We start from the raw sequence: 22,462 nt of genomic DNA, 5'->3' as shown, positions 1-22,462 counted from the left end.
TCATGTTCGATACCGCGCGCCTGCGTGACACCGTTCTCGCGGCCTGGACGGCCTCGCCTGCCCGCTTCCGCGAGGACGCCAACGCCGAGGAGGACTTCGCCCTCGGCGGCTACCGCGACCGGCTGGTCGTGGAGCTCGCCCAGAACGCCGCCGACGCCGCCCTGCGGGCCGGCGTGCCGGGCCGCCTGCGGCTGACGCTCGCCGACGGCGTGCTGCTGGCCGCCAACGTCGGCGCGCCGCTCGACCAGACCGGCGTCGAGGGTCTGTCCACCCTGCGCGTCTCGGGCAAGAAGGACGAGGCGGGAGCGGCCGGCCGGTTCGGCGTCGGCTTCGCCGCCGTGGTGTCGGTCACCGACGCGCCTTCGATCGCCTCTCGCGCCACCGGAGGAGTGCGCTGGTCGCGTGAGGAGACCGCCGCGCTGGTCGCCGGCCGGCCGGAGCTCGCCGCCGAGCTGGAGGGCCGCGAGGGGCACGTCCCGCTGCTGCGGCTGCCGTTCTCCGACGATTCCCTCGACGTCCCTGAGGGATTCGACACGCTCGTCCGGCTCCCGCTGCGCGACCAGGCCGCCGAGCAGGCCGTACGGCGGATGCTCGAGGAGGCGGGGCCCGCGCTGCCGCTGTCGATGCCGGCGCTGGAGACCGTCGAGATCGAGGTGGACGGGCGGACTCGCACGATCTCGGCCGAGGGCTGGCACGTGGTCGCCGAGTCGGGCACGTTCGGCCCCGAGCAGGTGGCCGAGTTGTTCGCCGACCGGCCGACCGAGGAGCGGGCCCGGCCCTACTGGGAGGTTCGCTGGGCCGTCCCCGGCGACCGCCGCGACGTCCGCGGGGTCGTGCACAGGGTGGTGCACGCGCCGACGCCCAGCGACGAGCCGCTCGACCTGCCCGCCCTGCTGATCGCGTCGTTCCCGATGACCACCGACCGGCGGCACGTCGCCCCCGGGCCGCTCACCGACTTCCTGGTCGCCAGGGCCGCCGAGGCGTACGTGCGGCTGCTGGGGGAGCTCCCGGCGACCCCGGACCTGCTCGACCTCGTGCCCGGCCTGATGGGCAAGGGCGCGCTCGACGCGGCGATCAGGCGGGAGATCGTCAAGGCGCTGCCGGACACGCCGCTGCTGCCGACGATCAGCGAGGGCGTCGTGCCGGGCGACCAGGCACGGGCGGTCGAGGGGACGGCCGAGTTCCTGGCGAAGATCGCCGGCATCGTCCCCGGGCTGCTGCCGGCGGGCTGGCCCTCCCGGCACCCGGCCCTGACCACGCTCGGCGTACGCCGGGTCGACCTGGCCGACGTCGTGGACATGCTGTCCGGCGAGGCGGTGGAGGACAAGGACCCGGCGTGGTGGCGGTCGCTCTACGAGGTGCTGCCCGCCGACGACCCGGAGGCGATCGGCGCGATCGCCGTGCCGCTGGCCGACGGCCGCCTGGTGCGCGGCCCGCGGGGCACGCTCGTGCTGTCACAGGAGTCGGGCACCCTCGACCCTGCTCTGCTCGCGCCGCTCGGGCTGCGGATCGTCCACCCGGACGCCGCGCACCCGCTGCTGCTGCGGCTGGGCGCGGCCGAGGCGACCCCGCGCACGGTGCTGGAGGACCCGCTCACCCATGCGGCCGTGTCCGAGTCGCTGAACAGCGCCGACCCCGAGCCGGTGGCCCAGGCCGTGCTGGCCCTGGTCGACGCGGCGGGCCTGACCGCGGGAGAGGCCCCCTGGCTGGCCGACCTGGCGCTGCGCGGCGCCGACGGCGAGCTCTACGCGGCGGGTGAGCTGCTGCTGGCCGGGGGCTCGCTCGCCGGGCTCATCGACCCCGAGGTGCCGTTCGGCGTCGCCGCCCCCGACCTGGTGGAGAGGTTCGGCCCGCACGTGCTGGCGGCGGCCGGGGTGCTCGACGGCTTCGCCGTCGTCAACGACTCCGACGTGCTGCTCGACCCCGCCGAGTGCGACCACGACCTCGACCTCGAGGACGAGTGGCTGGAGGCCGTGCTCGATCTGCTGCCTGATCTCGACGTGCCGCCGGTGGTCCGGGAGTTCACCGCCGTACGCGACCTGGAGTACGTCGCCGACTGGCCGAACGCGCTCGCGGTGCTGTCGCGGCCCCCGCTGCGCGCCGCCCTGCGGCCCATGCGGGTGCTCGCGGCCGGGGAGACCGTCGAGGTGCCGTCGTACACGGCCTGGTGGCTGTCGCGGCACCCGGTGCTCGGCGGGCGCAAGCCGACGGAGCTGCGGCTCCCGACGGGCGACCCGCTGCTGTTCGGCCTGTACGGCGAGGCGCCGGCGGGGATCGACGAGGACGCGCTGAAGATGATCGGCGTCCGGTCCACCCTCGCCGAGCTGCTCGACTCGCACGGCGGCCCGGAAGAGCTGCTCGACCTGCTGGCCGACGCGTCGCTCGAGGTCGACCGGGCCCAGCTGCGGTCCCTGTGGATCGCGCTGGCGGCCGTCGATCCCGCCCGGGTGAGCCCGCCCGAGGCCGTACGCGCCGTGCTGAAGGGCACGGTCACGGTCGCGGACGTCGAGGACGGGCCGGTCGTGGTGGAGGCGCCCGACCTGCTCGCCCTGGTCGAGGACCGGCCGCTCGTGCTCGCGCCGTTCGACCTCGCCGAGGCGCTGTCGGAGGTGCTCGACCTGCCGCTCGCCGGCGAGGTGGTCACCGGCGCGGTGACCTCGGCCGGCGCCGAGAAGCCCGTGCCGCCCGAGGTGCGCTCGCTGCTGCCCGGCGCCCCCGTGACGTACGTCGAGCACGACGAGCTGCTGGTGGACGGCAGGCCGGTGCCGTGGCGGTTCTTCGAGGGAGTGGTGCACGCCACCGGCGTCGACGGCCTGGCCCGGGGCCTCGCCTGGGCGGCCGGCCAGTGGGGCGACCGCCTCGCCGTGGCGGCCCTGCTGCGCGACCCGGCCCGGGTCCCCCTGCTGCTCGCCGAGGCCGACCTCGACCCCACGGCCTCGATCTAGGCGGGGTGCCCGGGGACGTCGGAGGAGGCGTGGCCGGGCGTGGTGAAGTACGCGGCGCTCTCCGCGTCCGCGGGATAGTAGGACTCGATCGCGACCTCGTCCAGGGTGACGTCCATCGGGGTGCCGAACGTGGTGGTGGTCGAGAACAGCCGCAGTTCCCGTCCGCCGAAGCGGAAGATCATCGGAACGGCGATCTCGGCCTCGATCGGGTGCCGCGCGTCCTCACGGCCCGCACCGGGTGCCAGCAGCTCCTCGTAGAGCGCGGTCAGCTCGGCGCTGGGAGCGATGACGAGCTGACGCCCGATCCGGATACGGAGCAGCGCACGCACCTCGGCCAGGTTGACGATGTGCGGAGCGAGCCCGCGCGGGTCCAGCCCGAGCCGCACCATGTTGACCGGCGGCCGCAGCAGATCAGGCGCGACGTGTGCGAGGAACGGGTCGAGGGCGCTGTTGGCCATCACGATGTTCCACCGGCGGTCGACGACCAGCGCGGGGTACGGCTCGTGCGCCCGCAGGACCCTCCCGATCGCACTCCGGGCGGCCGACAGCGCGTCCCCGTCGAGCGGCCGCTCGGCGTAGCGGGGCGCGAAGCCGGCGGCGACCAACAGCCGGTTGCGCTCGCGCAGCGGCACGTCGAGCTGTTCGGCGAGCCGCAGGATCATGTCGGCGCTCGGGTGGGACTTGCCGGTTTCCACCAGGCTGACGTGGCGAGCCGAGACGTCGGCGGCGATCGCGAGATCCAGCTGGCTGAGCCGCCGGTGATGCCGCCACCGCCGCAACAGTTCCCCGACCGTGTGCATGGCCGCCGATGCTACTCCCGGGCGAGCCGTACGCCGATGAAATGCCATTTCATCGACAATCCACGCCGACGGCGGAAACACTGCCGACCATGCCAACCGAGGACATGACCACAGACAACACGAGCATCGTGCGGCAGGCGCTGGCGGCACTGATCGCGACCGGTGACGTCGACGCGCTCGCGTCGTCGCTGAGCGACGACTTCGTCCACCACCGGCCGGACGCGACGAGGACCAAGGCCGATTGGCTCGCCGAGGTCCGCGCCGCGCTCGTCCCGCTCGCCGGCATGCAGGTGGAGATCCGGCACGTGCTGGCCGACGGCGATCACGTGGTGATGCACTCGCGGCGCCGCCTGCCCGCTGCCGGGCCGCAGATCGCGGTCGTCGACATCTGGCGGCTCGACGACGGGCTGATCGCCGAGGCATGGGAGATCATCGAGCCGGTGGCCGAGGCGACCGCCCACCTGACGTGGTGGGAGCGCCCCTCAGGGGCGGCGGGGTTCTGACTCGCCGGCTTCGGCGACGGGGACGGACTCGCGCAGCCGGGCGTCGCGGCGGCGGATGTACAGGATCCCGAACAGGCCGAGGCCGATCCCGGCGACGCAGACCCAGACCGGCCGCGGGTCGGCCGGTCTGACCACCAGCAGCACGACGGCCAGGGCGATCGCCCACAGGGCCGTCCCGACCAGGATCGTGACGGTGTCCCTCGTCCTGAGAGGCATGGGGTCCGGCCGGCGCTCGCTCACGCCAGCCAGCTTAGAAGGTTAGGGCAGCGAGCCGGTATCTTCATGACAAACCGGTCACGAAAGGACAACGCTGCTCCCCTGGCTCTTTCCGCGGATGGTAAGGGCCTGCGACTCTGCGCGCGTGAATGCGAACCCCATGAACACCCCTAATTTTCTCGATCGATACTTCTCCATCTCAGCCCGTGGTTCCTCCGTCGGACAGGAGGTCCGCGGCGGCTTCGCCACCTTCTTCACGATGGCCTACATCGTGGTGCTCAACCCCCTCATCATCGGCACCGTCGCCGACAAGACGGGCCAGTTCCTCGGTGACGGGAAGAACCCCAACATCGCGCTGGTCGCCGCGGCCACCGCGTTCGCCGCCGGCATCCTCACGATCATCATGGGCGTCTTCGGCCGGGTGCCGTTCGCCCTGGCAACCGGTCTCGGCCTGAACGCCTTCCTCGCCTTCGGCATCGCCAGCCAGATGTCGTGGGAGGACGCGATGGGCCTGGTGGTGCTCGAGGGCATCGTCATCGCGATCCTCGTGGTGACGGGCTTTCGGGTGGCGGTGTTCCACGCGATCCCCGCCCAGCTCAAGACCGCGATCAGCGTCGGCATCGGCCTGTTCATCGCGCTGATCGGGTTCGTCGACGCCGGGTTCGTCCGGCGCATGCCGGACGCGAGCAACACCACGGTCCCGGTCAAGCTCGGCGCGCTGGGCAACGGCTCGCTGACCGGGTGGCCCACGCTCGTCTTCGTCGTCGGCCTGCTCGTGACGGCCTTCCTCGTCGCCCGCAGGGTCAAGGGCGCCATCCTGCTCGGGATCGTCGGCACGACCGTGCTCGCCATGATCGTCGAGGCGATCGGCAAGATCGGGCCGCAGACCCCCGACGGGAGCAACCCCAACGGGTGGTCGCTGAACGTGCCCGCGTGGCCGAAGAACTTCATCGAGCTGCCGGACCTGTCGCTGCTCGGCCAGTTCAGTCTGTTCGGCAGCTTCGCCAAGATCGGCGGCCTGGCGGCCGTGATGTTCGTCTTCACCCTCATGCTCGCCGACTTCTTCGACACGATGGGCACGATCGTCGGCGTGGGCCGCCAGGCGAACCTGGTCCAGGAGGACGGGACCGTCGAGCGCACCAAGGAGATCCTGCTCGTCGACTCGCTCGCGGCCGCGGCCGGCGGCGCGGCGAGCGTCTCGTCCAACACCACCTACATCGAGTCGGCCGCCGGCGTCGGCGAGGGCGCGCGTACCGGTCTGGCGAGCATCGTCACCGGCGTGCTGTTCCTGCTGGCCATGTTCTTCGCCCCGCTGACGGAGATCGTGCCGTTCGAGGCGGCGACCCCGGCTCTTGTGGTCGTCGGCTTCCTGATGATGACCCAGGTCAAGGAGATCGACTTCAGCGACTTCGAGACCGCGATCCCCGCGTTCCTGACCATCGTGCTCATGCCGTTCACGTACTCGATCACCGCCGGGATCGGCGCGGGCTTCGTGAGCTACATCGCCATCAAGCTGTTCCGCGGCAAGGCGCGCGACCTCCATCCCCTGATGTGGCTGGTGGGCGCGCTGTTCGTCGTGTACTTCGCGCTGGAGCCCATCAAGGACCTGCTCGGCCTGAGCTGATCCGCGCCGTACGGAGGCCGCCGTGGCGACGCCGCGGCGGCCTCCTGCGTGCCGGCGGGCGAGGACCCGCCGGGATGTGTCGGAGCCGGGCGCTAGTGTCGTGACGTGGCCGTGAGGGGACAGCGGACGGTGCCGGCGGAGTTGCTGCCGCGGCTGCGCCTGGCCAGAGACCGCATGGACCGCGACTACCAGAGCGAGCTCGATCTCGATCGGCTCGCGGCCGTCGCCGGGGTCTCCAAGTTCTACTTCGTCCGCTGCTTCGAGGCGGCGTACGGCGAGACGCCGATGCGCTACCTCACCAGGCGGCGGCTGGAGCGCGCCCAGGACCTGCTGCGGTTCGCCAACCTCACCGTGACCGAGGTCTGCATGACCGTGGGGTTCAGCAGTCTGGGGTCGTTCTCGGCCAAGTTCCGCCGGATGGTGGGGGAGAGCCCGACCGAATACCGCGACCGGTGGGCGGCGCGCGGCGGCCCCCGCGTCCCCGGCTGCTACCTGTTCATGAACGGAGTGCTCCACCTGGGGGGCGCGCCGGAGCGGGACGACGATTGTGCAATTTTGGAGAAGCCCAGGTCAGAGGGGTCGAAGTAGCGTCTTCCGCATGATTCGGAACGTCTCCTTGATCACGCTCTACTGCCGGGACCAGGACGAGGCCCGCGACTTCTATGTGAACGTCCTCGGCTTCGTCTCCAACACCGATGTCCAGATGGACGGGTTCCGCTGGGTCACCATCAACCACCCGGACCAGCCGGAACTCGAGATCACGCTGATGAAGCCGGGGCCGCCGCTCGACGACGAGGGCACCGACTTCTACCGCAGGCAGCTCGACAAGGGCCAGGCGGGCGGCCTGGGGCTGCGGGTGGACGACTGCCGCAAGACCTGCCAGGAGCTCACGGCCAAGGGCGTGACGATCCTCCAGGAGCCCTCGGATCGGCCGTACGGGGTGGAGGCGGTCATCCGCGATAACCAGGGCAACTGGCTCGTCCTGGTCGAGCCCAAGGAGTTCACGCCGGAGGACTTCGCCTGACGCGACGCACGTACGAGGCCCGGCCCCCACGCGGGGGGCCGGGCCTTGATCGTTCACGGCACGGATCGCGCCGGTACGGTGTGTCGCGTTCACCGTGCAGAGTCGGGCGATTTGGAGGAATGCGGACATGCGCCATATAGTTAGCAAAGGTAATGAGTCATGCTAACGAACGCCCAGAACTTGCGCAGCGACGCCGCTCTCGCGTCCGCCTTGCGCGTGTCCCTCGCCCGGCTGACGCGACGGATGCGCAAGCAGGCCGCGCACCACTCACTGACGCCCACACAGCTCGCGACGCTCGTCGCCGTCGAGCGCCACACCGCAATGACCCCCGGCGAGCTCGCGGAGCACGAGAAGGTGCAGCCGCCCTCGATGACCCGCGTGATCGCCAAGCTGGAGGCCCGGGGTCTGCTGGAGCGCACACCTCATCCGACCGATCGCCGGCAGGTGACGGTGAGCGTGACGCCGCAGGGGGCGGCGCTGCTGAAGGAGGAGCGCCGAACCAAGGAAGCCTGGCTGGCGCAGCGGCTCAAGGACCTGACGCCGGAGGAGAGGGCGACGCTGCGAGCGGCGGCGCCGATCCTGGAGAAGCTGTCCACGATGTAGGCGGCATGTTCCGCTCGCTGCGGAACTACAACTACCGCCTGTTCGCCTCCGGCGGCGTGATCTCCAACGTCGGCACCTGGATGCAGCGCACCGCCCAGGACTGGCTGGTCCTCGATCTCGCGCACGGCCGCGGCTCGGCGCTCGGCGTCACCGTGGCGCTGCAGTTCCTGCCGACGATGCTGTTCGGGATGTTCGGCGGGGTGATCGCGGACCGCTACCCCAAGCGCCGGATCCTCATGGTGGCCCAGACGCTCATGGGGCTGCTGGCGCTCACCATGGGCCTGCTGGTCCTCACCGGGACGGCCCAGGTCTGGCACGTGTACGCCATGGCGTTCACGCTCGGCCTGGTGTCCTGCGTCGAGGTGCCCACCCGGCAGTCGTTCGTGGTCGAGATGGTGGGCCGGCGGGACCTGCCGAACGCCATCGCGCTGAACAGCTCGACCTTCAACCTCGCCCGGGTCGTCGGCCCGGCGGTGGCCGGTCTGCTGATCTCCTGGATGGGCACCGGCCCGATCTTCGTGCTGAACGCCGCGTCGTTCGCCGCCGTGATCACCGGGCTCGCGCTCATGCGCGGGTCCGAGCTGCGCTCGCCGGAGCCCGTGCCGCGGGGCAAGGGCCAGTTGCGGGAGGGCCTGCGCTACGTCGGCGGCCGGCCCGACCTGCTGCTGCCGCTGCTGCTCGTGGCGTTCATGGCGATCTTCGCCCAGAGCTTCTCCACCAGCATCGCGCTGATGGCCAAGCAGGCGTTCGGCGCGGGCGCGTCCTCCTTCGGCGTGGCGTCCAGCGCGTTCGCCGTCGGGGCGTTCGGCGGGGCGCTGCTGGCCGCGCGCCGGGTCAAGCCGAGCCGCAGGTTCCTGATTGCCGGGGCGCTGTGCTTCGGGCTGTTCCAGGTCGCCGCCGGGCTCGCGCCCGCGTACGCGGCGTTCCTGCTGATGCTCGTCCCCGCGGGGATGGCGATGATCACGGTCAACACGACCGCGAACACGATGGTGCAGCTCGGCGCCTCTCCCGAGATGCGCGGCCGGGTCATGGGGATCTACGTGCTGGTCTTCACCGGGGGAGCGCCGATCGGGGCGCCGCTGGTGGGCTGGCTCTCCGAACTGGCCGGTCCCAGGATCTCGGTGGTGGCCGCCGGCGTGCTGAGCATGTGCGGCGTCTGCCTGGCGGTGCTGGTGACCCGGATGGTCGCGGCACGCGTGGCGCGCAGGGAAGAATCGGCACGTGAGCAGATTGTTCGTGGCGCTGCTGCCGCCGCCTGAGGCGCTGGCGGAGATCGCCACGGCGGTCGAGCCCGTACGTGCCGAGTGGTCGGAGCTGCGGTGGGTCGATCCCGCGCTGTGGCACGTGACCGTGGCGTTCCTCGGCGAGGTGCCCGACGATGTCCTGCCCGAGCTGCGCGTACGGCTGGCCCGCGCTGCCGCCCGGTATTCCCCCGAGACGGTGTCGTTCGGCGGCGCCGGAGCCTTTCCCTCCGCCTCCCGGGGGCGCATCTTCTGGGTCGGCCTGGACGCCGGGCCGGCGCTGACGAGACTCGCCGGGTCGGTTGCGGCAGGCGCCCGGCGGGCCGGGGCGGCGGAGACGGACCGCAAGCGGTTCCATCCCCACCTCACCCTGGCCCGCTCCAGGACCCGGTCACGTCACGGCGACGACCTGCGACCCCTGGTCGGCGCCTTCAGCGCCTTCGGCGGGCGGCGCTGGGAGGTGTCGTCGGTGCACCTCGTCCGCAGCCACATCGGGGCGAGCGTGCGGTACGAGCAGGTCGAGGCGTACCCATTGGCAGTCCGCGACTAGGCTCCATGGCGTGGATCGTCCTCGTCGCTGGCTGTTGCCCACGGTGCTCGCGCTGCTCGTGCTCATCGTGATCGTCGGCGCGCTCATCAACAACGCCTGATCACCAGGCGTACTCCTCAGGGGCGGTCTTGAAGCCGGGGAAGATCTCGTCGAGGCGGGCGAGCGCCTTGTCGCCCAGCTCGATCTCCAGCGCCCGAATCGTGCCGTCGAGCTGCTCGACCGTGCGGGGGCCGATGATCGGCGCGGTGACCGCCCGCTGGTGCAGCAGCCACGCCAGCCCGACATTGGCCGGGTCCTCGCCGAGCTCGTCGCAGAACGCCTCGTACCGCTCGATCTTGTCGCGGTGCTTGTCGAGCTGCGCGACGATGTGGTCGGCCGCCGAGCGGCCCTTGTCGATCTTGCGCAGGATGCCGCCGAGCAGGCCGCCCGCCAGCGGGCTCCACGGGATCAGCCCGAGGCCGTAGTCCTCACACGCCGGGATGACCTCCAGCTCGGGTGCGCGGACGATCAGGTTGTAGTGGGACTGCTCGCTGACCAGGCCGAGGGTGTTCCGGCGGCGGGCCGACTCCTGGGCCTTGGCGATGTGCCAGCCGGCGAAGTTCGACGAGCCGACGTAGAGGATCTTGCCCTGCTGCTTGAGGATGTCCATGGCCTCCCAGAACTCCTCGAACGGGGTGTCCCGGTCGATGTGGTGGGCCTGGTAGACGTCGATGTAGTCGGTCTGCATCCGGCGCAGCGAGGCCTCCGCCGCCCGCCGGATGTTCAGCGCGGACAGCTTCTCCTCGTTCGGCCAGTCGCCCATCGAGCCGTACAGCTTGGTGGCGATGACCGTACGCTCACGACGGCCGCCGCCCTTGGCGAACCAGCGGCCGATGATGTTCTCGGTGATCCCCTCGCCCTTGACCCAGCCGTACACGTTGGCGGTGTCGAAGAAGTTGATCCCGAGCTCGTGGGCGCGATCCATGATCGCGAAGGAGTCCTCTTCCGTGGTCTGCGGACCGAAGTTCATGGTCCCCAGGCAGAGCTTGCTGACCAGCAGGCCGGTGCGGCCAAGGTGTCCGTATTCCATGCCCTCCACCCTAGGTACCTGGAGTGGACTCCAGGCGAGCCCGGCGCGCGTCAGATGCGGAAGTCCCAGGTGAGGCGGCCCTCGCTCAGGTCGTCGGCGAGGCCGCGCACGAACTCCAGCTCCGTGGCGACCTGAGCCCGCTGATACTCGGACTCCACGAGGAACAGACGGGCCACAAAGCTCAGGCTGTCGGCCATCTCGGCGTCGAGCGCGGACAGCCGTGCCTCCAGCGCCGCGATCCGCTGCCGCAGCGCCGTCAGCGCCTCCTCAGGAGTCACCACGGACAGGAAGGCGAGCGCGGCGGGAAACTCGGGGAACTCCCTGGCCGGGGTGGACAGCATGGTGCGCATCCACTGCTTGAGCGTCTCCCGGCCCGTCTCGGTGGCCTCGTAGACCGTCCGCTCCGGCCGGTTCTCCTCACGGGTGGTCTCGCGGACCGCCAGCAGCCCGTCGCGGAGCAGGCGCTCGATCGTCTGGTAGACGCTGTTGCGCTGCGCGACGTTGACCACGTCGTCCTGGTGCCGCTCCTTGATCAGCTGCTGCATCCGGTACGCGTGCATCGGCGATTCGCAGACCAGGGCGAGCACGGCCGTGGCCAGGGGAGAGCGCCGTGTCGACATGGCGCCCATCATAGGGGGCTTGCCAGCAAATAGTCATAATATGTATAGTCATTGCATGACCAGAAAAGCTCTGATCGTCGGCGGTGGGATCGCGGGTCCCGTGACGGCCATGGCGCTGCAGCGCGCCGGAATCGACAGTGAGGTCTTCGAGGCCTACGACAGGGGTGCCGAGGGCGTCGGCGCCTTCCTCACGCTCGCGGTCAACGGGCTGGAGGCCCTGCGCCTGCTCGACCTGCACGACCTCGTCTGCGATCTCGGCATGGACACGCCGGTCATGGAGATCCGCAACGCGCGCGGCAAGCTGCTGGCGACCACGAGCCAGCCGAGCCGTACGCTCAGGCGCGCCGACCTCTACCAGGCGCTGCGCGACGAGGCCGTGCGGCGGGGCGTGCGGATCCACTACGGCAAGCGGCTCGCCGACGCCTCGGCCACCTCGAACGGGGTGCGGGCGGTCTTCGCCGACGGCGGCGAGGCCGAGGGCGACCTGCTGGTGGGCGCCGACGGGCTGCGTTCGCGCACCCGCGCCCTCATCGACCCCGGCGCCCCCCGCGCCCGATATGTCGGGCTGCTGAACACCGGCGGCTTCGCCGAGGGAGTGCGGGTGCCGGGCAGGCCGGGGGTCTGCAACTTCATCTTCGGCAGGCGGTGCTTCTTCGGCTACATGATCCATCCCGAGGGGCAGGTGTGGTGGTTCGCCAACCCGCCGAGCCGCAGGGAGATGACCCCCGAGGAGCTCGCGGCGATCACTCCCGAGCGGTGGCGGGCGAGGCTCATGGACCTGTTCGAGGGCGACACGGGGCCGATGCGGGAGATCATCGCCGCGACCCCGCGCATCGTGCCGGCCTGGAACACCTACGACTTCCCCAGGGTGCCGAAGTGGTTCGGTGAGCGCATGGTCATCGTCGGAGACGCCGCCCACGCCACCTCGCCGTCGTCCGGACAGGGCGCGTCGATGGCCATCGAGGACGCCGTGGTGCTCGGCAAGTGCCTGCGCGACCTGCCGGACACCGCGGACGCGTTCGCCGCCTTCGAGCGGCTGCGGCGCGAGCGGGTCGAGCGCGTCGTCGCGCAGGGCAAGCGCAACGGGGACGGCAAGGCGCCGAGCGTCGGCGGGGCCTTCGTCCGCGACCTGATCCTTCCCGTGATCATGCGGCAGGTGGAGAAGCGGAACGCGCTGGCCTGGATGTACGACCACCGCCTCACCTGGGACGACCGCGTCTCGGCTTAATTGACCGATCGTTTCCGAATAGTCTAAGGTCGAGGCCATGGCGAGGACCAAGGAGTTCGACCCCGACGTCGTGCTGGCGCGGGCCCTGGACCTGTTCTGGCGGCGCGGCTACGAGGCCACGTCGATGGCCGACCTGGTCGAGCACCTCGGCATCGGCCGCGCCAGCCTGTACGCCACCTTCGGCGGCAAGCACGACCTCTACGTGAAGGCGCTGGAGCGGTACGCGCAGACGCGCGACCCCGACGTCGTCGAGCTGCTGTCGCAGCCCGGCCCCGCCCTGCCGGCCGTGCGAACCCTGATCGAGCGCTACACCGAGGACTCGATCCGCGACCGCGACCGGCGGGGCTGCATGATCGTGAACGCGGCGGCCGAACTCCTGCCCGACGACGAACCGGTCGCCCGGCTCGTCGAGACCAGCTGGACGGGTCTGGAGACGGCGCTGACCTCGGCGCTCATCCGCGCCCGCGCCCAGGGGGAGATCTCCGCGGATGCCGACCCCCGGGCGCTGGCGCGGTTCGTGCTCGTCTTCCTGCAGGGACTGCGGGTGATGGGGAAGGGCCGCGGCGATCCCGCCCGCATCCGCGACGCCGCCGCCCATGCCCTCGCGATGCTCCGCTGATCGCTTCGTGGAAAGAGGAGTGCGCTTTTTCATGCCCTCATTATTGACTGATCGTTCTAGAAATGTGGCGGCGTTCGCCGTCCTCGGTGGGGCGCAGGTCACGCTCGTCGCGGCGATCACTCTTCTCACCGTGCCGCTCCCGGCCATCCAGCGGGAGTTCGGCCTCGATCAGGGGGACCTGGCGCTGCTGACCTCGGCGTACGGGCTGACCTTCGGCGGGCTGCTGCTCCTCGGGGGCAGGCTCGCCGACCGATGGGGCGCCCGGGAGGTGTTCCTCGCCGGGATGGCCCTGCTCGCGCCGGCTTCGGCGGCGGGCGGGCTGGCTCCGGACCACACCGTCCTGCTCGCCGCGCGCTTCGCCCAGGGGATGGGCGCCGCGATGGCCGCCCCCGCGGCCGTCTCACTGGTGACACGGCTCCGCCCGGACGCCCGGGAGCGCGAGCGCGCTCTGGCGGTGTGGGGCACCCTGTCGGTCACCGGGGCCGTCGCCGGCAACCTGCTGTCCGGCCTTGTCGCCGCCGTGGCCTCGTGGCGCTGGTCGTTCCTCCTGCCCGCCGCCGTCGGCGTCGCGGCCGTGGCCGCCGGGGTCTTCCTGCTGCCGTCCGTGCCTCGTACGGCGTCCCGCCTCGACGTGCCCGGCGCGCTGCTCGCCACGGCCGGTCTGGTCGCGTTCGCTTACGGCCTGCTGGAGGACGCGACGGCCGTCACCGCCGCCGGACTGGTGCTCACGGCCGGCTTCGTCGTCCTTCAGGCGAGGACGCCGCGGCCGCTGCTGCCGCTCCGGCTCGTGGCGCACCGCCGCAGGGGCACGGCCCTGCTCGTCGTCTTCGTCACGGCGGCCGCCAGTGCGACGACCACGTTCCTGCTCAGTCTTCACATGCAGCAGGTGCGCGGGCTGTCGGCGATCTCCACGAGCCTGGCCTTCCTGCCCTTCCTTCTGGTCGTTGTGATGGGCCCGGTGAGCGGCCGCCTGCTGCGCCGCTTCGGCGTACGGCGCGTGCTGGTCGCCGGGCTGCTGCTCGCGGCGGTGTCGATGCTGCTGCTCGGCCGTGTCGCGTCCGGTGGAACCGTGCTCGCCGGACTGCTGGTCTTCCCGATCGCCTCGGGACTGGCCTTCTCCGGCGCCACCGTGGCGGCCCTCGACGGCGTGCACGCCGAGGACGCCGGGGCGGCCGGGGGACTGGTCAACACCGCCATGGAGGCGGGGCCGACGGTGGGCCTCGCCGTGCTCGTGGCACTCGCCGCCGCCCGCGCGGGCGACGTTCCCGCGGGCGGCGCCCGGGCCATGACCGAGGGCTACGGATTCGCCCTCACCGCCATGGCCCCGGTCTTTCTCCTCGCGGCGGCGACGGTCGCCGTCGCGTTCGCCCGGACAAGGGAGCGATGAATGAGATTCACGGACAAGGTCGTGCTGGTCACCGGGGCGGGTTCCGGCGTCGGCCGGGCGGTCGCCCGCGGGTTCGCCCGCGAGGGCGCCACCGTGGTGGCGGCCGGGCGGGGGCGTGAGCCGCTGGAGCAGACCGTCACGCTGATCGAGGCCGGGGGCGGCAGAGCCGCAGCGCTCACGGTCGACGTGACCGACTCGGCCGCTGTGGCCGGGCTCGTCAGCGAGATCGTCACCCGGTTCGGCCGCCTCGACGTCGCGGTCAACAACGCGGGGATCTTCGCGGGAGGGGCCGTCGCGGACATGCCGGAGGAGGACTGGGCGCGTGTCCTCCAGGTCAACACGACGGGCGTCTTCCTCGCTCTGAAGCACGAGATCGCCGCGATGCGCGCGCAGGGCTCCGGCGTGATCGTGAACATCGCCTCGAACCTCGGGGCTCACATCCGGATGCCGGGGGTGGGCGCCTATGCCGCGTCCAAGGCCGCCGTCAGCGCCCTGACCCGCACGGCCGCGTTGGAGAACATCAGGGCAGGTGTGAGGATCAACGCGGTCAGCCCGGGGCCGCTGGACACCGGCATGTCCATGCGCCCCGGCGAGACCGAGGACGACCGGGCCGCCCGGCTCCGGGAGACGCTGCCGATCGGCCGCGTCGGCGCCCTCGACGAGATCACCGGCACCGTGCTCTGGCTCGCCTCGGACGACGCGGGCTTCGCGGTGGGGCTCGACCTGGTGCTCGACGGCGGCGCCTCAGCCTGACCCCTCTGCCGCTGCGGCGGTCGCGCGGGCGTAGCGGGCGGTGAGGGCGCGCAGGTGGTCCACCAGTTCCGGCGGGCCGGTGACCTCGAAGTCGAGGTCGAGCAGGCCGAGGTGGACGGCGAGCGAGCTCACCGTGTCGGCCCCGGTCGCGAGCACGCAGGTGTGGCCGTCGACGTCCTCCACCACACCGACGGCGGGGTTGATCCGCGCGGCGACCACCTCGGCGGGAGCGTGGACGAGCACGCGGGCGTGGTGCCGCCAGGCCGCCGCCGACACGCCGCGGGCGACGTACGCCGCCGCGCCGCCCTCCGGCGGGTCGCGGGGCGGGAAGCGCGGGCCGGTGGGAGTGCGCGGCGCGATGCGGTCCACCCGGAACGTGCGCCAGTCGTCGCGGTCGAGGTCCCAGGCCACGAGGTACCACCGGCGGCCCCAGGACACGAGCCGATAGGGCTCGGCCAGCCTGACGCCGGAGGAGCCGTCGTGGCCGCGGTAGTCGAACCGCAGCCGTTCGCGGTCGCGGCAGGCGGCGGCCAGCACACTCAGCACGGCCGGGTCGATCGCCGGACCCGGCCGGTCGGGCGGCACGGGCTCGGTGTACGCCTGCAGGGCCCCGACGCGGCGGCGCAGGCGCGACGGCAGCACCTGTTCGAGCTTGGCGGCGGCGCGCTCGGCCGCCTCCTCGACGCCCGCCGCGCCGCCGGCGGCCCGCAGCCCGATCGCCACGGCCACCGCCTCCTCGTCGTCGAGGAGCAGGGGTGGCATCGCCGTCCCGGCGACCAGCCGATAGCCGCCGTCCGTGCCGCGGGAGGAGTCCACCGGATAGCCGAGATCGCGCAGCCGGTCGACGTCACGGCGCACCGTCCGCTCGCTCACGCCGAGTCGTTCGGCCAGGATCGCGCCGGGCCAGTCGCGTCTGGCCTGGAGCAACGACAGCAGGCGCAGCAGCCGCGCCGAGGTGTCCAGCATGTTCTCAGTCTGCTGGCACTTCAGGACAGCACCTGTCCGGAAGGGTGCGTAATGTCGGCGTCATGAGCGAGAACACGCAGATCACGCCGCAAATCAGGCCGTTCCGCATCGACGTTCCGCAGGCCGACCTCGACGACCTGAAGGACCGGCTCGGCCGGACCCGCTGGCCGGACGAGATCCCGGGCACCGGGTGGGACTACGGCGTGCCGGTCGCGTACGTGAAGCGGCTGGCCGAGTATTGGCGGGACGGATACGACTGGCGTGCGCACGAGGCCGAGATCAACCGGTATCCGCAGTTCGTCACCGAGATCGACGGGCAGGACATCCACTTCCTGCACGTGCGGTCGCCGCACGAGAACGCCCTTCCGCTGATCCTCACCCACGGCTGGCCGGGCTCGATCGTGGAGTACCTCAAGATCGTCGAACCGCTGACGAACCCCGAGGACCCGTCGCAGGCGTTCCACCTGGTGATCCCGTCGCTGCCCGGCTTCGGCTTCGGCGGCCCGGCGAGGGAACGGGGCTGGAACCGGTTCCGTACGGCCCGGGCGTGGGCGGAGCTCATGCGCAGGCTCGGCTACGACCGGTACGGCGCGGTGGGCAACGACGGCGGCTCGTTCGTCTCACCGGAGGTGGGCCGGGTGGACCCCGAGCACGTCGTCGGCGTCCACGTCACGCAGATCTACTCCTTCCCCTCCGGCGACCCGGCGGAGATGGCGAACCTCACCGACGAGGAGCGGAAGGGACTGGAGGTGCTGCAGTGGTTCTACGAGAACAAGATGTCGTTCAACATGGTCCACTCGCAGCAGCCGCAGACGCTGTCGTACGGGATCTTCGACTCGCCGGCCGGGCTGCTGGGCTGGAACGCCCAGTTGTTCGGTGAGGACGTCGACGACGACTTCATCCTGACCAACACGATGCTCTACTGGGCGACCGGCACGGCCACGTCGGCCACGCGGTTCTACTACGAGGACGCGCACGCCGAGCATCCCAAGGAGCCGACGACCGTGCCGCTCGGCCTGGCGATGTTCGAGGGAGACTTCGTGTCGATGCGCACCTTCGCCGAGCGCGACCACACGAACATCGTCCACTGGCGGTCCTACGGCGGGGGCGGCCACTACGCCGCCCACCTGCGGCCGGACGTGCTCGCCGCCGACCTGCGCGACTTCTACTCGGCGCTGCGGTGACAGGCCGCCCGCATACCCCCTCCTGACCGATTCCGGGACGAGCGGGGGCATGTCGCCCGCCGCGTGCGAGGCGGGCATCGGGAATGATGGCCGCATGGGGAGCGGAACGGGGCGGACGCGGACGAGAAGGATTCCGCGGGCCGTCCTGGCTCTCCTCGCGGTCGCGGGCACGGCGCTTCCGGGAGTGGTGCTTCCGGGTACGGTGCTTCCGGCGACGGCGATGCGGGCGGACGACGGGGAGCGGCTGCTGTTCCGGATCCGGGACGAGCGCATCGGCGAGTCGAGCGGCCTCGCCGTCTCACCCACCCACAAGGGCATCGTCTACACGCACAACGACAGCGGCCACGGACCGAAGATCTACGCGATCGGCCCGGACGGCCGCACGCGGGCGACCTTCACGATCGGCGACGCCGAGGCCAGGGACTGGGAGGGCATCGCGGCCTCCACCGACCGCGCGACCGGGCGCGGCGTGCTGTGGATCGCCGACATCGGGGACAACATGGACGGCGCCTGGCCGGACGTGTCCGTCTACAAGGTCGTCGAGCCCAGGACGATGGAGGACGCGACGCTGCGGGCCGTCCGGTATCGCCTCCGCTACGCCGACGGCCCCCGCAACGCCGAGGGGGTGATGGTCGATCCCCGCACGGGCCGGCTGTACATCGTCAGCAAGGAGTTCTCCGGGGGCGTCTACGCCGCCCCCGCGAAGCTGCGCACCGACAAGGTGAACGTCCTGCGCCGGGTCGGGCCCGCGCCCCTCATGGCCACCGACGCGGCGTACGCCCCCGACGGGTCGAGCTTCGTCATCCGTACGTACTTCTCGGCGTCCGTCTACCGCTCGCCCGGCAACCTGATCGCGCATGTCACGATGCCGCCGCTCTACCAGGCCGAGTCGATCGCGTACACGCGGGACGGCACCGCCCTGCTCACTGGGAGCGAGGGGAAGGACAGCCCGGTCTACCGGGTGCCGCTGCCCGCCGCCGCCCGGCCGGCTCCCTCGCCCAGCCCGGCGCGGACCTCCGCCCGGCCCCGCGCGGTCAGGGCGACGAGCGGGACGACCTCCGGGGACGGCGTGTTCGGCGTGCCGATGCCGATGTTATGGGTGACGGTGGCTCTGGGGGCGATCGGGATCATCGCGTTCATCGCCTACCGTACGGGCCGCTGAGGGCCTTCAGACGACCTCGAAATCGGCCATCATCGCCATGTCCTCGTGCTCGAGGTTGTGGCAGTGCAGGATGTAGCGCCCCCGGTAGCCCTCGAAACGGACCAGGACGTCGACGACCTCGTAGGGTCGCACGTCCACCGTGTCCTTCCAGCCGGCGTCGGCCGCTGCCGGCGGCCTGCCGTTCCGTGAGAGCACCCGGAATCGAGCCAGGTGGACGTGCACGGGGTGATGGAAGTCGCTGCTGAACCTCCAGATCTCGCTGGTGTTCAGTCGAGGGGTGGCCAGCGGCTGCCCTGGCCGGAAGCGCTGTCCGTTGATCGTCCAGGACCCGCCTCCCCCCTGACCCGTGCGGCGGAAGTCGAAGACGCGGGTGGTGACCGCCGTGGTGACCGGCTCGACCTGGGACAGCCGCTTCGGGATCGCGCTGTCGTCAGCGGCTCTGCGGCGCACGCGGAACCGTATGACATCGCGTGCGGCACCCGTGCCCAAAGTGTTGACCATGGTCACCTCGGTGCCGACGGGGTGGCCGGAGAAGTCCACGACGACATCGAAGCGTTCTCCCGGGGAGATGGTGATCGCGTCGTGCGTCAGGGGAGCGGTCAGCAACCCCTGATCGCTGCCGACCTGGACGAACCGGCCGCCGGGAGTCAACCGCAGCCGGAAACGGCGCGCGTTCGAGGCGTTGAGCAGTCGCAGGCGGTATCGGACCGCGTCGACCTCGAGGAAAGGCCAGGGGGCGCCGTTGACCAGGATGACGTCGCCCTCGACTCCCTCCATGAAGGCGTCATCCACCCCTGGGCGCATCAGCAGGGTCGGATCCAGGGACGGATAGCGGAAGGAGCCGTCCTCCTCGAAGGCCCTGTCGCAGATCATCAGAGGGATGTCCCGCTCACCCTTCGGCAACGGCAGCGCGTCGTCCTCGTCGTCGCGAACCAGGAGGAAACCGGCCAGGCCACGCCATACTTGTGGCGCGGTGAAGTCCATCCGATGGTCGTGGTACCAGAGCGTGGCGGCACGCTGCTCCAGCGGATACACGTAGTCTCTGGCCACCTGATGGAAGGTCCACTGCGGCAGGTCGTGGTGGGAGTGATCGCCCTGTGGCGGGCGGAATCCCCGTCCCTCCGCGATCACCACGTCGGTGGGGTAGCCGTCGGACTCCGACGGGGTGACTCCTCCGTGCAGATGTGTCGAGGTGGGCACGGGCAGCTCGTTGCGGACCCGGATGACGGTACGGCTGCCGGTCTCCAGGTCGAAGGTCGGCCCGGGGAACGTGCCGTCGTAGCCCCAGATCTCGGTCGTCGTGCCGGGGATGATCTCTACCTTGGCTGCCCGCTGAACGACCTCGTAATGGCCGGGCCGTACCGGAACGGCGGTCGCGGGGATCGGGAGCGGCACGGTGAACCGGGCGGGCAACGGCAACGCGCTCGTCAGGCTCTCACCGGCCACCTCGCGCACCAGGGCGCCGCAGCCGGTGACCGTGAGGCCGGCCCCGCCAAGCAGCCCGAGGAAACCGCGACGGGAGATCATCGCGTCACCCGCCAGACCAGGACTGTCAGCATGGTCGTGGCGCCGAAAACGGCCATGCCGAGCGGGAAGTGCACTGCCAGGACGCGCTCCTGCCCGACCATGACCTGAAGGGTTTCGGCGGCCACGAGCCCGGCCGCGGCCCAGGCAGGCCACGCCGGTCCGCGCGCCGGTCGCCACAGCAGGATCGAGGCCACCAGTTGGAGGTAGAGCATGACATGAGTGAATCCGCCGTTGGTGCGATGCCAGGCGAGCATGTCCACGTCGCCCGTGACGAACAGTCCGGCAAGGACGGCTTGGGTGAGCACGCCGAACAGGTGCAGCACGGCGGCCGACCGCAGCGGCCAGACGATCCAGCCGGGTCCACGGCCAAGGCCCGCCCGCGGTGGAGCAGGTGAGACGCTCATGCACGGCATGCTGCTGCGCCTCGAGCGGAAGATCGTCCGACTGGGGTCGGCGCTTCGCCGTACATCCCAGGGTGTAGGGCACGGCGACGCGGAGCACGAGTACGACCAGGGACGCACGCGCCGGGTCATCCGTACAACGGGTGGGCTCGTCCTGCATCGTGGCTTAGCGTGACAGGCGTGCAGCCCTGGAAGACCGATGCGCTGATCACCGTGGCCATGCTCACGCTCGGCGTCGCGGGCACCTACGGCAGGTTGTCCAGCTCAGGTCTCACGGAGCGGCCGCTGGACCCGCTCGGCCTGACGCTGATCGCGGTGTCGTCTCTGGTGCTCGCCTGGCGGCGTGGCGCTCCCGTGCCGGTCGGCGTGGTCGCGGTCGGGTGCGCCGTCGCCTACTACGGCGCGCGTTACCCGGGCATCTTCGCCGCCGGGCCCGCCCTGATCGCGATCTACACGGCGGCCACTCTGGGGCGGCGCCGTCTGGCGATCGGTCTTGCCACGGCACTGGCTTCCGGCATCGCCATCCCGGTCGCACTGGCCGGCACCGATCCGGAGCCCGGTGGCCTCGGCCTGCTCAGCGGCTGGCTGGTGGCGATGGTGGTGCTCGGCGAGGTGACCAAGAACCGGCGCGCCTACCTCAGAGAGGTCGAACAACGAGCGATCCAGGCCGAACTCACCAGGGAGGAGGCCGCTCTGCGCAGGGCCGGGGAGGAGCGCCTGTGGATCGCCCAAGAGCTCCACGACACGCTCACGCACACCATCTCCGTCATCAACGTCCAGACCTCCGTTGCCTTGCAGACTCTGGAGCGGGATCCGGCCCTGACCCGCCAGGCGCTGCTCGCGGTCAAGGAGTCCGGCAAAGAGGCGATGCACGAGCTGCGCGCCACGCTGGGCGTCCTGCGCCAGGCCGATCCCGACGGCTCGGAGGTGGGGCTGGCCAGGCTGTCCCGGCTGGTGGACAGGGCCGAAGCGGCAGGGCTGCCGGTCAGGACGCTGACCATCGGCACGCGCAGGGAGGTGCCCGCAGAGGTCGACCGGGCCGCCTACCGCATCGTGCAGGAGGCGTTCACCAACGTGCTACGGCACGCCGGGGCCGCCTCCATCACCGTGACGATCGAATACGCGGCTGAGATGATCAAGCTGAGCGTCGAGGACGACGGAGAGCCCAGGACAGGGGCAGCGGAGAACGGGATGGGGTTGATCGGAATGCGCGAGCGCGCGGTTGCCCTCGGCGGCTCGCTCACAGCTGGGCCGCGATCGGGGGGAGGCTTCGCCGTACGGGCCGAACTGCCGACGGTGGCCGCCTCGTGATCCGGGTGCTGCTGGCCGACGACCAGCCACTGATCCGCGCCGGTTTCAGAGCACTGCTGGAGATGGCTGGGGACATCACGGTTGTCGCGGAAGCGGGCAACGGCGGCGAGGCCGTCGAGTTGTGCCGCACTCTGCTGCCCGACGTGGCGTTGCTGGACGTACGGATGCCGCTGCTGGACGGCATCCAGGCCACGAGGAGAATCGGCGCCGACCCGGAGCTCGACTCGGTGCGCGTGGTCATCCTCACCAACTACGCCCTCGACGAGTACGTCTTCGCCGCCCTGCGTGCCGGGGCCAGCGGATTCCTGGTCAAGGACATCGAACCGGCCGACCTGCTGCAGTCGGTGCGGGTGGCGGCCGATGGCGAGGCACTGTTGTCTCCCTCGGTCACCAGGCGGCTGATCGAGGAGTACGTCTCCACCCCGCCCAGGCCCGTGCCGGGACCCGGCCTCGACCGGCTGACCGACCGGGAGCGCGAGGTCCTGTCGCTGGTCGCGAGAGGGATGTCCAACGAGGAGATCGCCGGCCACCTGACGATCAGCCACGCCACCGTCAAGACCCACGTCAGCAGGATGATAGCCAAGCTGGGCGCTCGTGATCGCGCCCAACTGGTAGTCCACGCCTACGAGTCCGGGCTCGTCACACCGGGAAGTCGCTAGGGGGATGACTACGGCGAGTTCCCCGCGGTCGGCTCGCCGACCACGCCGCCGGGGCGGGGCATGCGAAGGG

At 71.3% G+C, this 22,462-nt stretch carries 23 protein-coding genes; 16 read left to right on the top strand and 7 right to left on the bottom strand.

The features are described 5' to 3' along the window. Positions 1 to 2: 2 nt before the first annotated feature. Entirely contained in the window at positions 3 to 2,945 is a 2,943-nt protein-coding gene (locus ABZ860_RS30405; protein ID WP_357226497.1) for a hypothetical protein, read from the top strand. Here ABZ860_RS30405 and ABZ860_RS30400 read toward each other — a convergent pair. Next, positions 2,942 to 3,745, bottom strand: a complete 804-nt coding sequence (locus tag ABZ860_RS30400) for a helix-turn-helix transcriptional regulator (RefSeq protein WP_357226495.1) — start codon at positions 3,743 to 3,745, stop codon at positions 2,942 to 2,944. The two genes, ABZ860_RS30405 and ABZ860_RS30400, sit on opposite strands and share 4 nt — an antisense overlap. Positions 3,746 to 3,834: 89 nt before the next feature. Between ABZ860_RS30400 and ABZ860_RS30395 the strand changes: the two genes are divergently transcribed. Then, positions 3,835 to 4,248 carry a nuclear transport factor 2 family protein gene (locus tag ABZ860_RS30395; protein WP_357226494.1) on the top strand — a complete coding sequence of 138 codons (414 nt, stop codon included), beginning with the start codon at positions 3,835 to 3,837 and terminating at the stop codon, positions 4,246 to 4,248. Here the strand turns inward: ABZ860_RS30395 and ABZ860_RS30390 are convergent. Beyond that, positions 4,228 to 4,488, bottom strand: a complete 261-nt coding sequence (locus ABZ860_RS30390) for a DUF2530 domain-containing protein (RefSeq protein ID WP_357226491.1) — start codon at positions 4,486 to 4,488, stop codon at positions 4,228 to 4,230. The genes ABZ860_RS30395 and ABZ860_RS30390 overlap by 21 nt on opposite strands. 94 nt (positions 4,489 to 4,582) lie before the next feature. Between ABZ860_RS30390 and ABZ860_RS30385 the strand changes: the two genes are divergently transcribed. The 6 genes from ABZ860_RS30385 to thpR all read left to right on the top strand — a co-directional run bounded on the left by ABZ860_RS30385 (position 4,583) and on the right by thpR (position 9,506). Then, entirely contained in the window at positions 4,583 to 6,088 is a 1,506-nt protein-coding gene (locus tag ABZ860_RS30385; protein WP_357226490.1) for an NCS2 family permease, read from the top strand. Positions 6,089 to 6,193: 105 nt separating this feature from the next. Then, positions 6,194 to 6,676, top strand: a complete 483-nt coding sequence (locus ABZ860_RS30380) for a helix-turn-helix transcriptional regulator (RefSeq protein WP_357226487.1) — start codon at positions 6,194 to 6,196, stop codon at positions 6,674 to 6,676. A gap of 10 nt (positions 6,677 to 6,686) precedes the next feature. Further along, complete coding sequence (locus ABZ860_RS30375) at positions 6,687 to 7,112, top strand: VOC family protein (RefSeq protein WP_357226485.1); 426 nt, start codon at positions 6,687 to 6,689, stop codon at positions 7,110 to 7,112. A 159-nt stretch (positions 7,113 to 7,271) separates the two neighbouring features. Beyond that, positions 7,272 to 7,715, top strand: a complete 444-nt coding sequence (locus ABZ860_RS30370) for a MarR family transcriptional regulator (RefSeq protein ID WP_357226484.1) — start codon at positions 7,272 to 7,274, stop codon at positions 7,713 to 7,715. A gap of 5 nt (positions 7,716 to 7,720) precedes the next feature. After that, the gene (locus ABZ860_RS30365; protein ID WP_357226481.1) at positions 7,721 to 8,974 is read left to right on the top strand and encodes an MFS transporter; all 1,254 of its coding nucleotides are present in this window, start codon (positions 7,721 to 7,723) and stop codon (positions 8,972 to 8,974) included. Continuing rightward, positions 8,937 to 9,506 carry an RNA 2',3'-cyclic phosphodiesterase gene (thpR, locus tag ABZ860_RS30360; protein WP_357226480.1) on the top strand — a complete coding sequence of 190 codons (570 nt, stop codon included), beginning with the start codon at positions 8,937 to 8,939 and terminating at the stop codon, positions 9,504 to 9,506. The genes ABZ860_RS30365 and thpR overlap by 38 nt, the downstream gene beginning before the upstream one ends. Before the next feature lie 100 nt (positions 9,507 to 9,606). Here thpR and ABZ860_RS30355 read toward each other — a convergent pair whose 3' ends face one another. Then, entirely contained in the window at positions 9,607 to 10,575 is a 969-nt protein-coding gene (locus tag ABZ860_RS30355) for an aldo/keto reductase (RefSeq protein WP_357226477.1), read from the bottom strand. 50 nt (positions 10,576 to 10,625) lie between these two features. Continuing rightward, positions 10,626 to 11,195, bottom strand: coding sequence for a PadR family transcriptional regulator (locus tag ABZ860_RS30350; protein WP_357226475.1), 570 nt, complete (start codon positions 11,193 to 11,195; stop codon positions 10,626 to 10,628). 55 nt (positions 11,196 to 11,250) lie between these two features. Here ABZ860_RS30350 and ABZ860_RS30345 point away from each other — a divergent pair, with 55 nt between their 5' ends. The 4 genes from ABZ860_RS30345 to ABZ860_RS30330 all read left to right on the top strand — a co-directional run bounded on the left by ABZ860_RS30345 (position 11,251) and on the right by ABZ860_RS30330 (position 15,182). After that, positions 11,251 to 12,423: an FAD-dependent monooxygenase gene (locus tag ABZ860_RS30345; RefSeq protein ID WP_357226472.1), complete on the top strand. Its 1,173-nt coding sequence runs from the start codon at positions 11,251 to 11,253 to the stop codon at positions 12,421 to 12,423. A gap of 37 nt (positions 12,424 to 12,460) precedes the next feature. Further along, a complete protein-coding gene (locus tag ABZ860_RS30340; RefSeq protein WP_357226470.1) occupies positions 12,461 to 13,042 on the top strand; it encodes a TetR/AcrR family transcriptional regulator in 582 nt (193 codons plus the stop codon). Between the two features lie 64 nt (positions 13,043 to 13,106). Continuing rightward, positions 13,107 to 14,429, top strand: a complete 1,323-nt coding sequence (locus ABZ860_RS30335) for an MFS transporter (RefSeq protein WP_357226467.1) — start codon at positions 13,107 to 13,109, stop codon at positions 14,427 to 14,429. Next, the gene (locus ABZ860_RS30330; RefSeq protein ID WP_357226464.1) at positions 14,430 to 15,182 is read left to right on the top strand and encodes an SDR family oxidoreductase; all 753 of its coding nucleotides are present in this window, start codon (positions 14,430 to 14,432) and stop codon (positions 15,180 to 15,182) included. It abuts the gene before it with no gap. Here the strand turns inward: ABZ860_RS30330 and ABZ860_RS30325 are convergent. After that, positions 15,174 to 16,148 (bottom strand): YafY family protein, encoded by a 975-nt coding sequence (locus ABZ860_RS30325; protein ID WP_357226463.1) that lies wholly within the window; start codon positions 16,146 to 16,148, stop codon positions 15,174 to 15,176. The genes ABZ860_RS30330 and ABZ860_RS30325 overlap by 9 nt on opposite strands. 62 nt (positions 16,149 to 16,210) lie before the next feature. On the opposite strand from ABZ860_RS30325, the gene ABZ860_RS30320 reads away from it, so the two are divergent. Both ABZ860_RS30320 and ABZ860_RS30315 read left to right on the top strand, forming a co-directional pair. Then, the gene (locus tag ABZ860_RS30320) at positions 16,211 to 17,332 is read left to right on the top strand and encodes an epoxide hydrolase family protein (RefSeq protein WP_357226461.1); all 1,122 of its coding nucleotides are present in this window, start codon (positions 16,211 to 16,213) and stop codon (positions 17,330 to 17,332) included. 94 nt (positions 17,333 to 17,426) lie between these two features. Then, positions 17,427 to 18,494, top strand: coding sequence for a hypothetical protein (locus tag ABZ860_RS30315; RefSeq protein WP_357226460.1), 1,068 nt, complete (start codon positions 17,427 to 17,429; stop codon positions 18,492 to 18,494). Between the two features lie 6 nt (positions 18,495 to 18,500). On the opposite strand, the gene ABZ860_RS30310 is transcribed toward ABZ860_RS30315, so the two are convergent. After that, positions 18,501 to 20,021, bottom strand: coding sequence for a multicopper oxidase domain-containing protein (locus tag ABZ860_RS30310; RefSeq protein ID WP_357226457.1), 1,521 nt, complete (start codon positions 20,019 to 20,021; stop codon positions 18,501 to 18,503). Next, positions 20,018 to 20,425 (bottom strand): hypothetical protein, encoded by a 408-nt coding sequence (locus ABZ860_RS30305; protein ID WP_357226456.1) that lies wholly within the window; start codon positions 20,423 to 20,425, stop codon positions 20,018 to 20,020. The genes ABZ860_RS30310 and ABZ860_RS30305 overlap by 4 nt, the downstream gene beginning before the upstream one ends. A gap of 177 nt (positions 20,426 to 20,602) precedes the next feature. On the opposite strand from ABZ860_RS30305, the gene ABZ860_RS30300 reads away from it, so the two are divergent. Both ABZ860_RS30300 and ABZ860_RS30295 read left to right on the top strand, forming a co-directional pair. Further along, positions 20,603 to 21,733 carry a histidine kinase gene (locus tag ABZ860_RS30300; RefSeq protein ID WP_357226453.1) on the top strand — a complete coding sequence of 377 codons (1,131 nt, stop codon included), beginning with the start codon at positions 20,603 to 20,605 and terminating at the stop codon, positions 21,731 to 21,733. Next, positions 21,730 to 22,392 carry a response regulator transcription factor gene (locus ABZ860_RS30295; RefSeq protein ID WP_357226451.1) on the top strand — a complete coding sequence of 221 codons (663 nt, stop codon included), beginning with the start codon at positions 21,730 to 21,732 and terminating at the stop codon, positions 22,390 to 22,392. Before ABZ860_RS30300 ends, ABZ860_RS30295 begins: the two co-directional genes overlap by 4 nt. Positions 22,393 to 22,462 lie beyond the last annotated feature (70 nt).

The organism is Microbispora sp. NPDC046973 (assembly GCF_040644495.1).
Classification (GTDB): domain Bacteria; phylum Actinomycetota; class Actinomycetes; order Streptosporangiales; family Streptosporangiaceae; genus Microbispora.
Note: the sequence above shows the minus strand (reverse complement) of the source record. Positions and strands in the feature narration are given on the sequence as shown.

What these genes read in the sequence shown, in the direction of transcription:
- ABZ860_RS30310 (WP_357226457.1), bottom strand. Translation starts at nt 20,021, where the DNA reads ATGATCTCCCGTCGCGGTTTCCTCGGGCTGCTTGGCGGGGCCGGCCTC.
- ABZ860_RS30375 (WP_357226485.1), top strand. Translation starts at nt 6,687, where the DNA reads ATGATTCGGAACGTCTCCTTGATCACGCTCTACTGCCGGGACCAGGAC.
- ABZ860_RS30325 (WP_357226463.1), bottom strand. Translation starts at nt 16,148, where the DNA reads ATGCTGGACACCTCGGCGCGGCTGCTGCGCCTGCTGTCGTTGCTCCAG.
- ABZ860_RS30340 (WP_357226470.1), top strand. Translation starts at nt 12,461, where the DNA reads ATGGCGAGGACCAAGGAGTTCGACCCCGACGTCGTGCTGGCGCGGGCC.
- ABZ860_RS30305 (WP_357226456.1), bottom strand. Translation starts at nt 20,425, where the DNA reads ATGAGCGTCTCACCTGCTCCACCGCGGGCGGGCCTTGGCCGTGGACCC.
- ABZ860_RS30405 (WP_357226497.1), top strand. Translation starts at nt 3, where the DNA reads ATGTTCGATACCGCGCGCCTGCGTGACACCGTTCTCGCGGCCTGGACG.
- ABZ860_RS30330 (WP_357226464.1), top strand. Translation starts at nt 14,430, where the DNA reads ATGAGATTCACGGACAAGGTCGTGCTGGTCACCGGGGCGGGTTCCGGC.
- ABZ860_RS30400 (WP_357226495.1), bottom strand. Translation starts at nt 3,745, where the DNA reads ATGCACACGGTCGGGGAACTGTTGCGGCGGTGGCGGCATCACCGGCGG.
- ABZ860_RS30370 (WP_357226484.1), top strand. Translation starts at nt 7,272, where the DNA reads ATGCTAACGAACGCCCAGAACTTGCGCAGCGACGCCGCTCTCGCGTCC.
- ABZ860_RS30345 (WP_357226472.1), top strand. Translation starts at nt 11,251, where the DNA reads ATGACCAGAAAAGCTCTGATCGTCGGCGGTGGGATCGCGGGTCCCGTG.
- ABZ860_RS30395 (WP_357226494.1), top strand. Translation starts at nt 3,835, where the DNA reads ATGCCAACCGAGGACATGACCACAGACAACACGAGCATCGTGCGGCAG.
- ABZ860_RS30355 (WP_357226477.1), bottom strand. Translation starts at nt 10,575, where the DNA reads ATGGAATACGGACACCTTGGCCGCACCGGCCTGCTGGTCAGCAAGCTC.
- ABZ860_RS30315 (WP_357226460.1), top strand. Translation starts at nt 17,427, where the DNA reads ATGGGGAGCGGAACGGGGCGGACGCGGACGAGAAGGATTCCGCGGGCC.
- ABZ860_RS30385 (WP_357226490.1), top strand. Translation starts at nt 4,583, where the DNA reads ATGGTAAGGGCCTGCGACTCTGCGCGCGTGAATGCGAACCCCATGAAC.
- ABZ860_RS30365 (WP_357226481.1), top strand. Translation starts at nt 7,721, where the DNA reads ATGTTCCGCTCGCTGCGGAACTACAACTACCGCCTGTTCGCCTCCGGC.
- ABZ860_RS30320 (WP_357226461.1), top strand. Translation starts at nt 16,211, where the DNA reads ATGAGCGAGAACACGCAGATCACGCCGCAAATCAGGCCGTTCCGCATC.
- ABZ860_RS30350 (WP_357226475.1), bottom strand. Translation starts at nt 11,195, where the DNA reads ATGTCGACACGGCGCTCTCCCCTGGCCACGGCCGTGCTCGCCCTGGTC.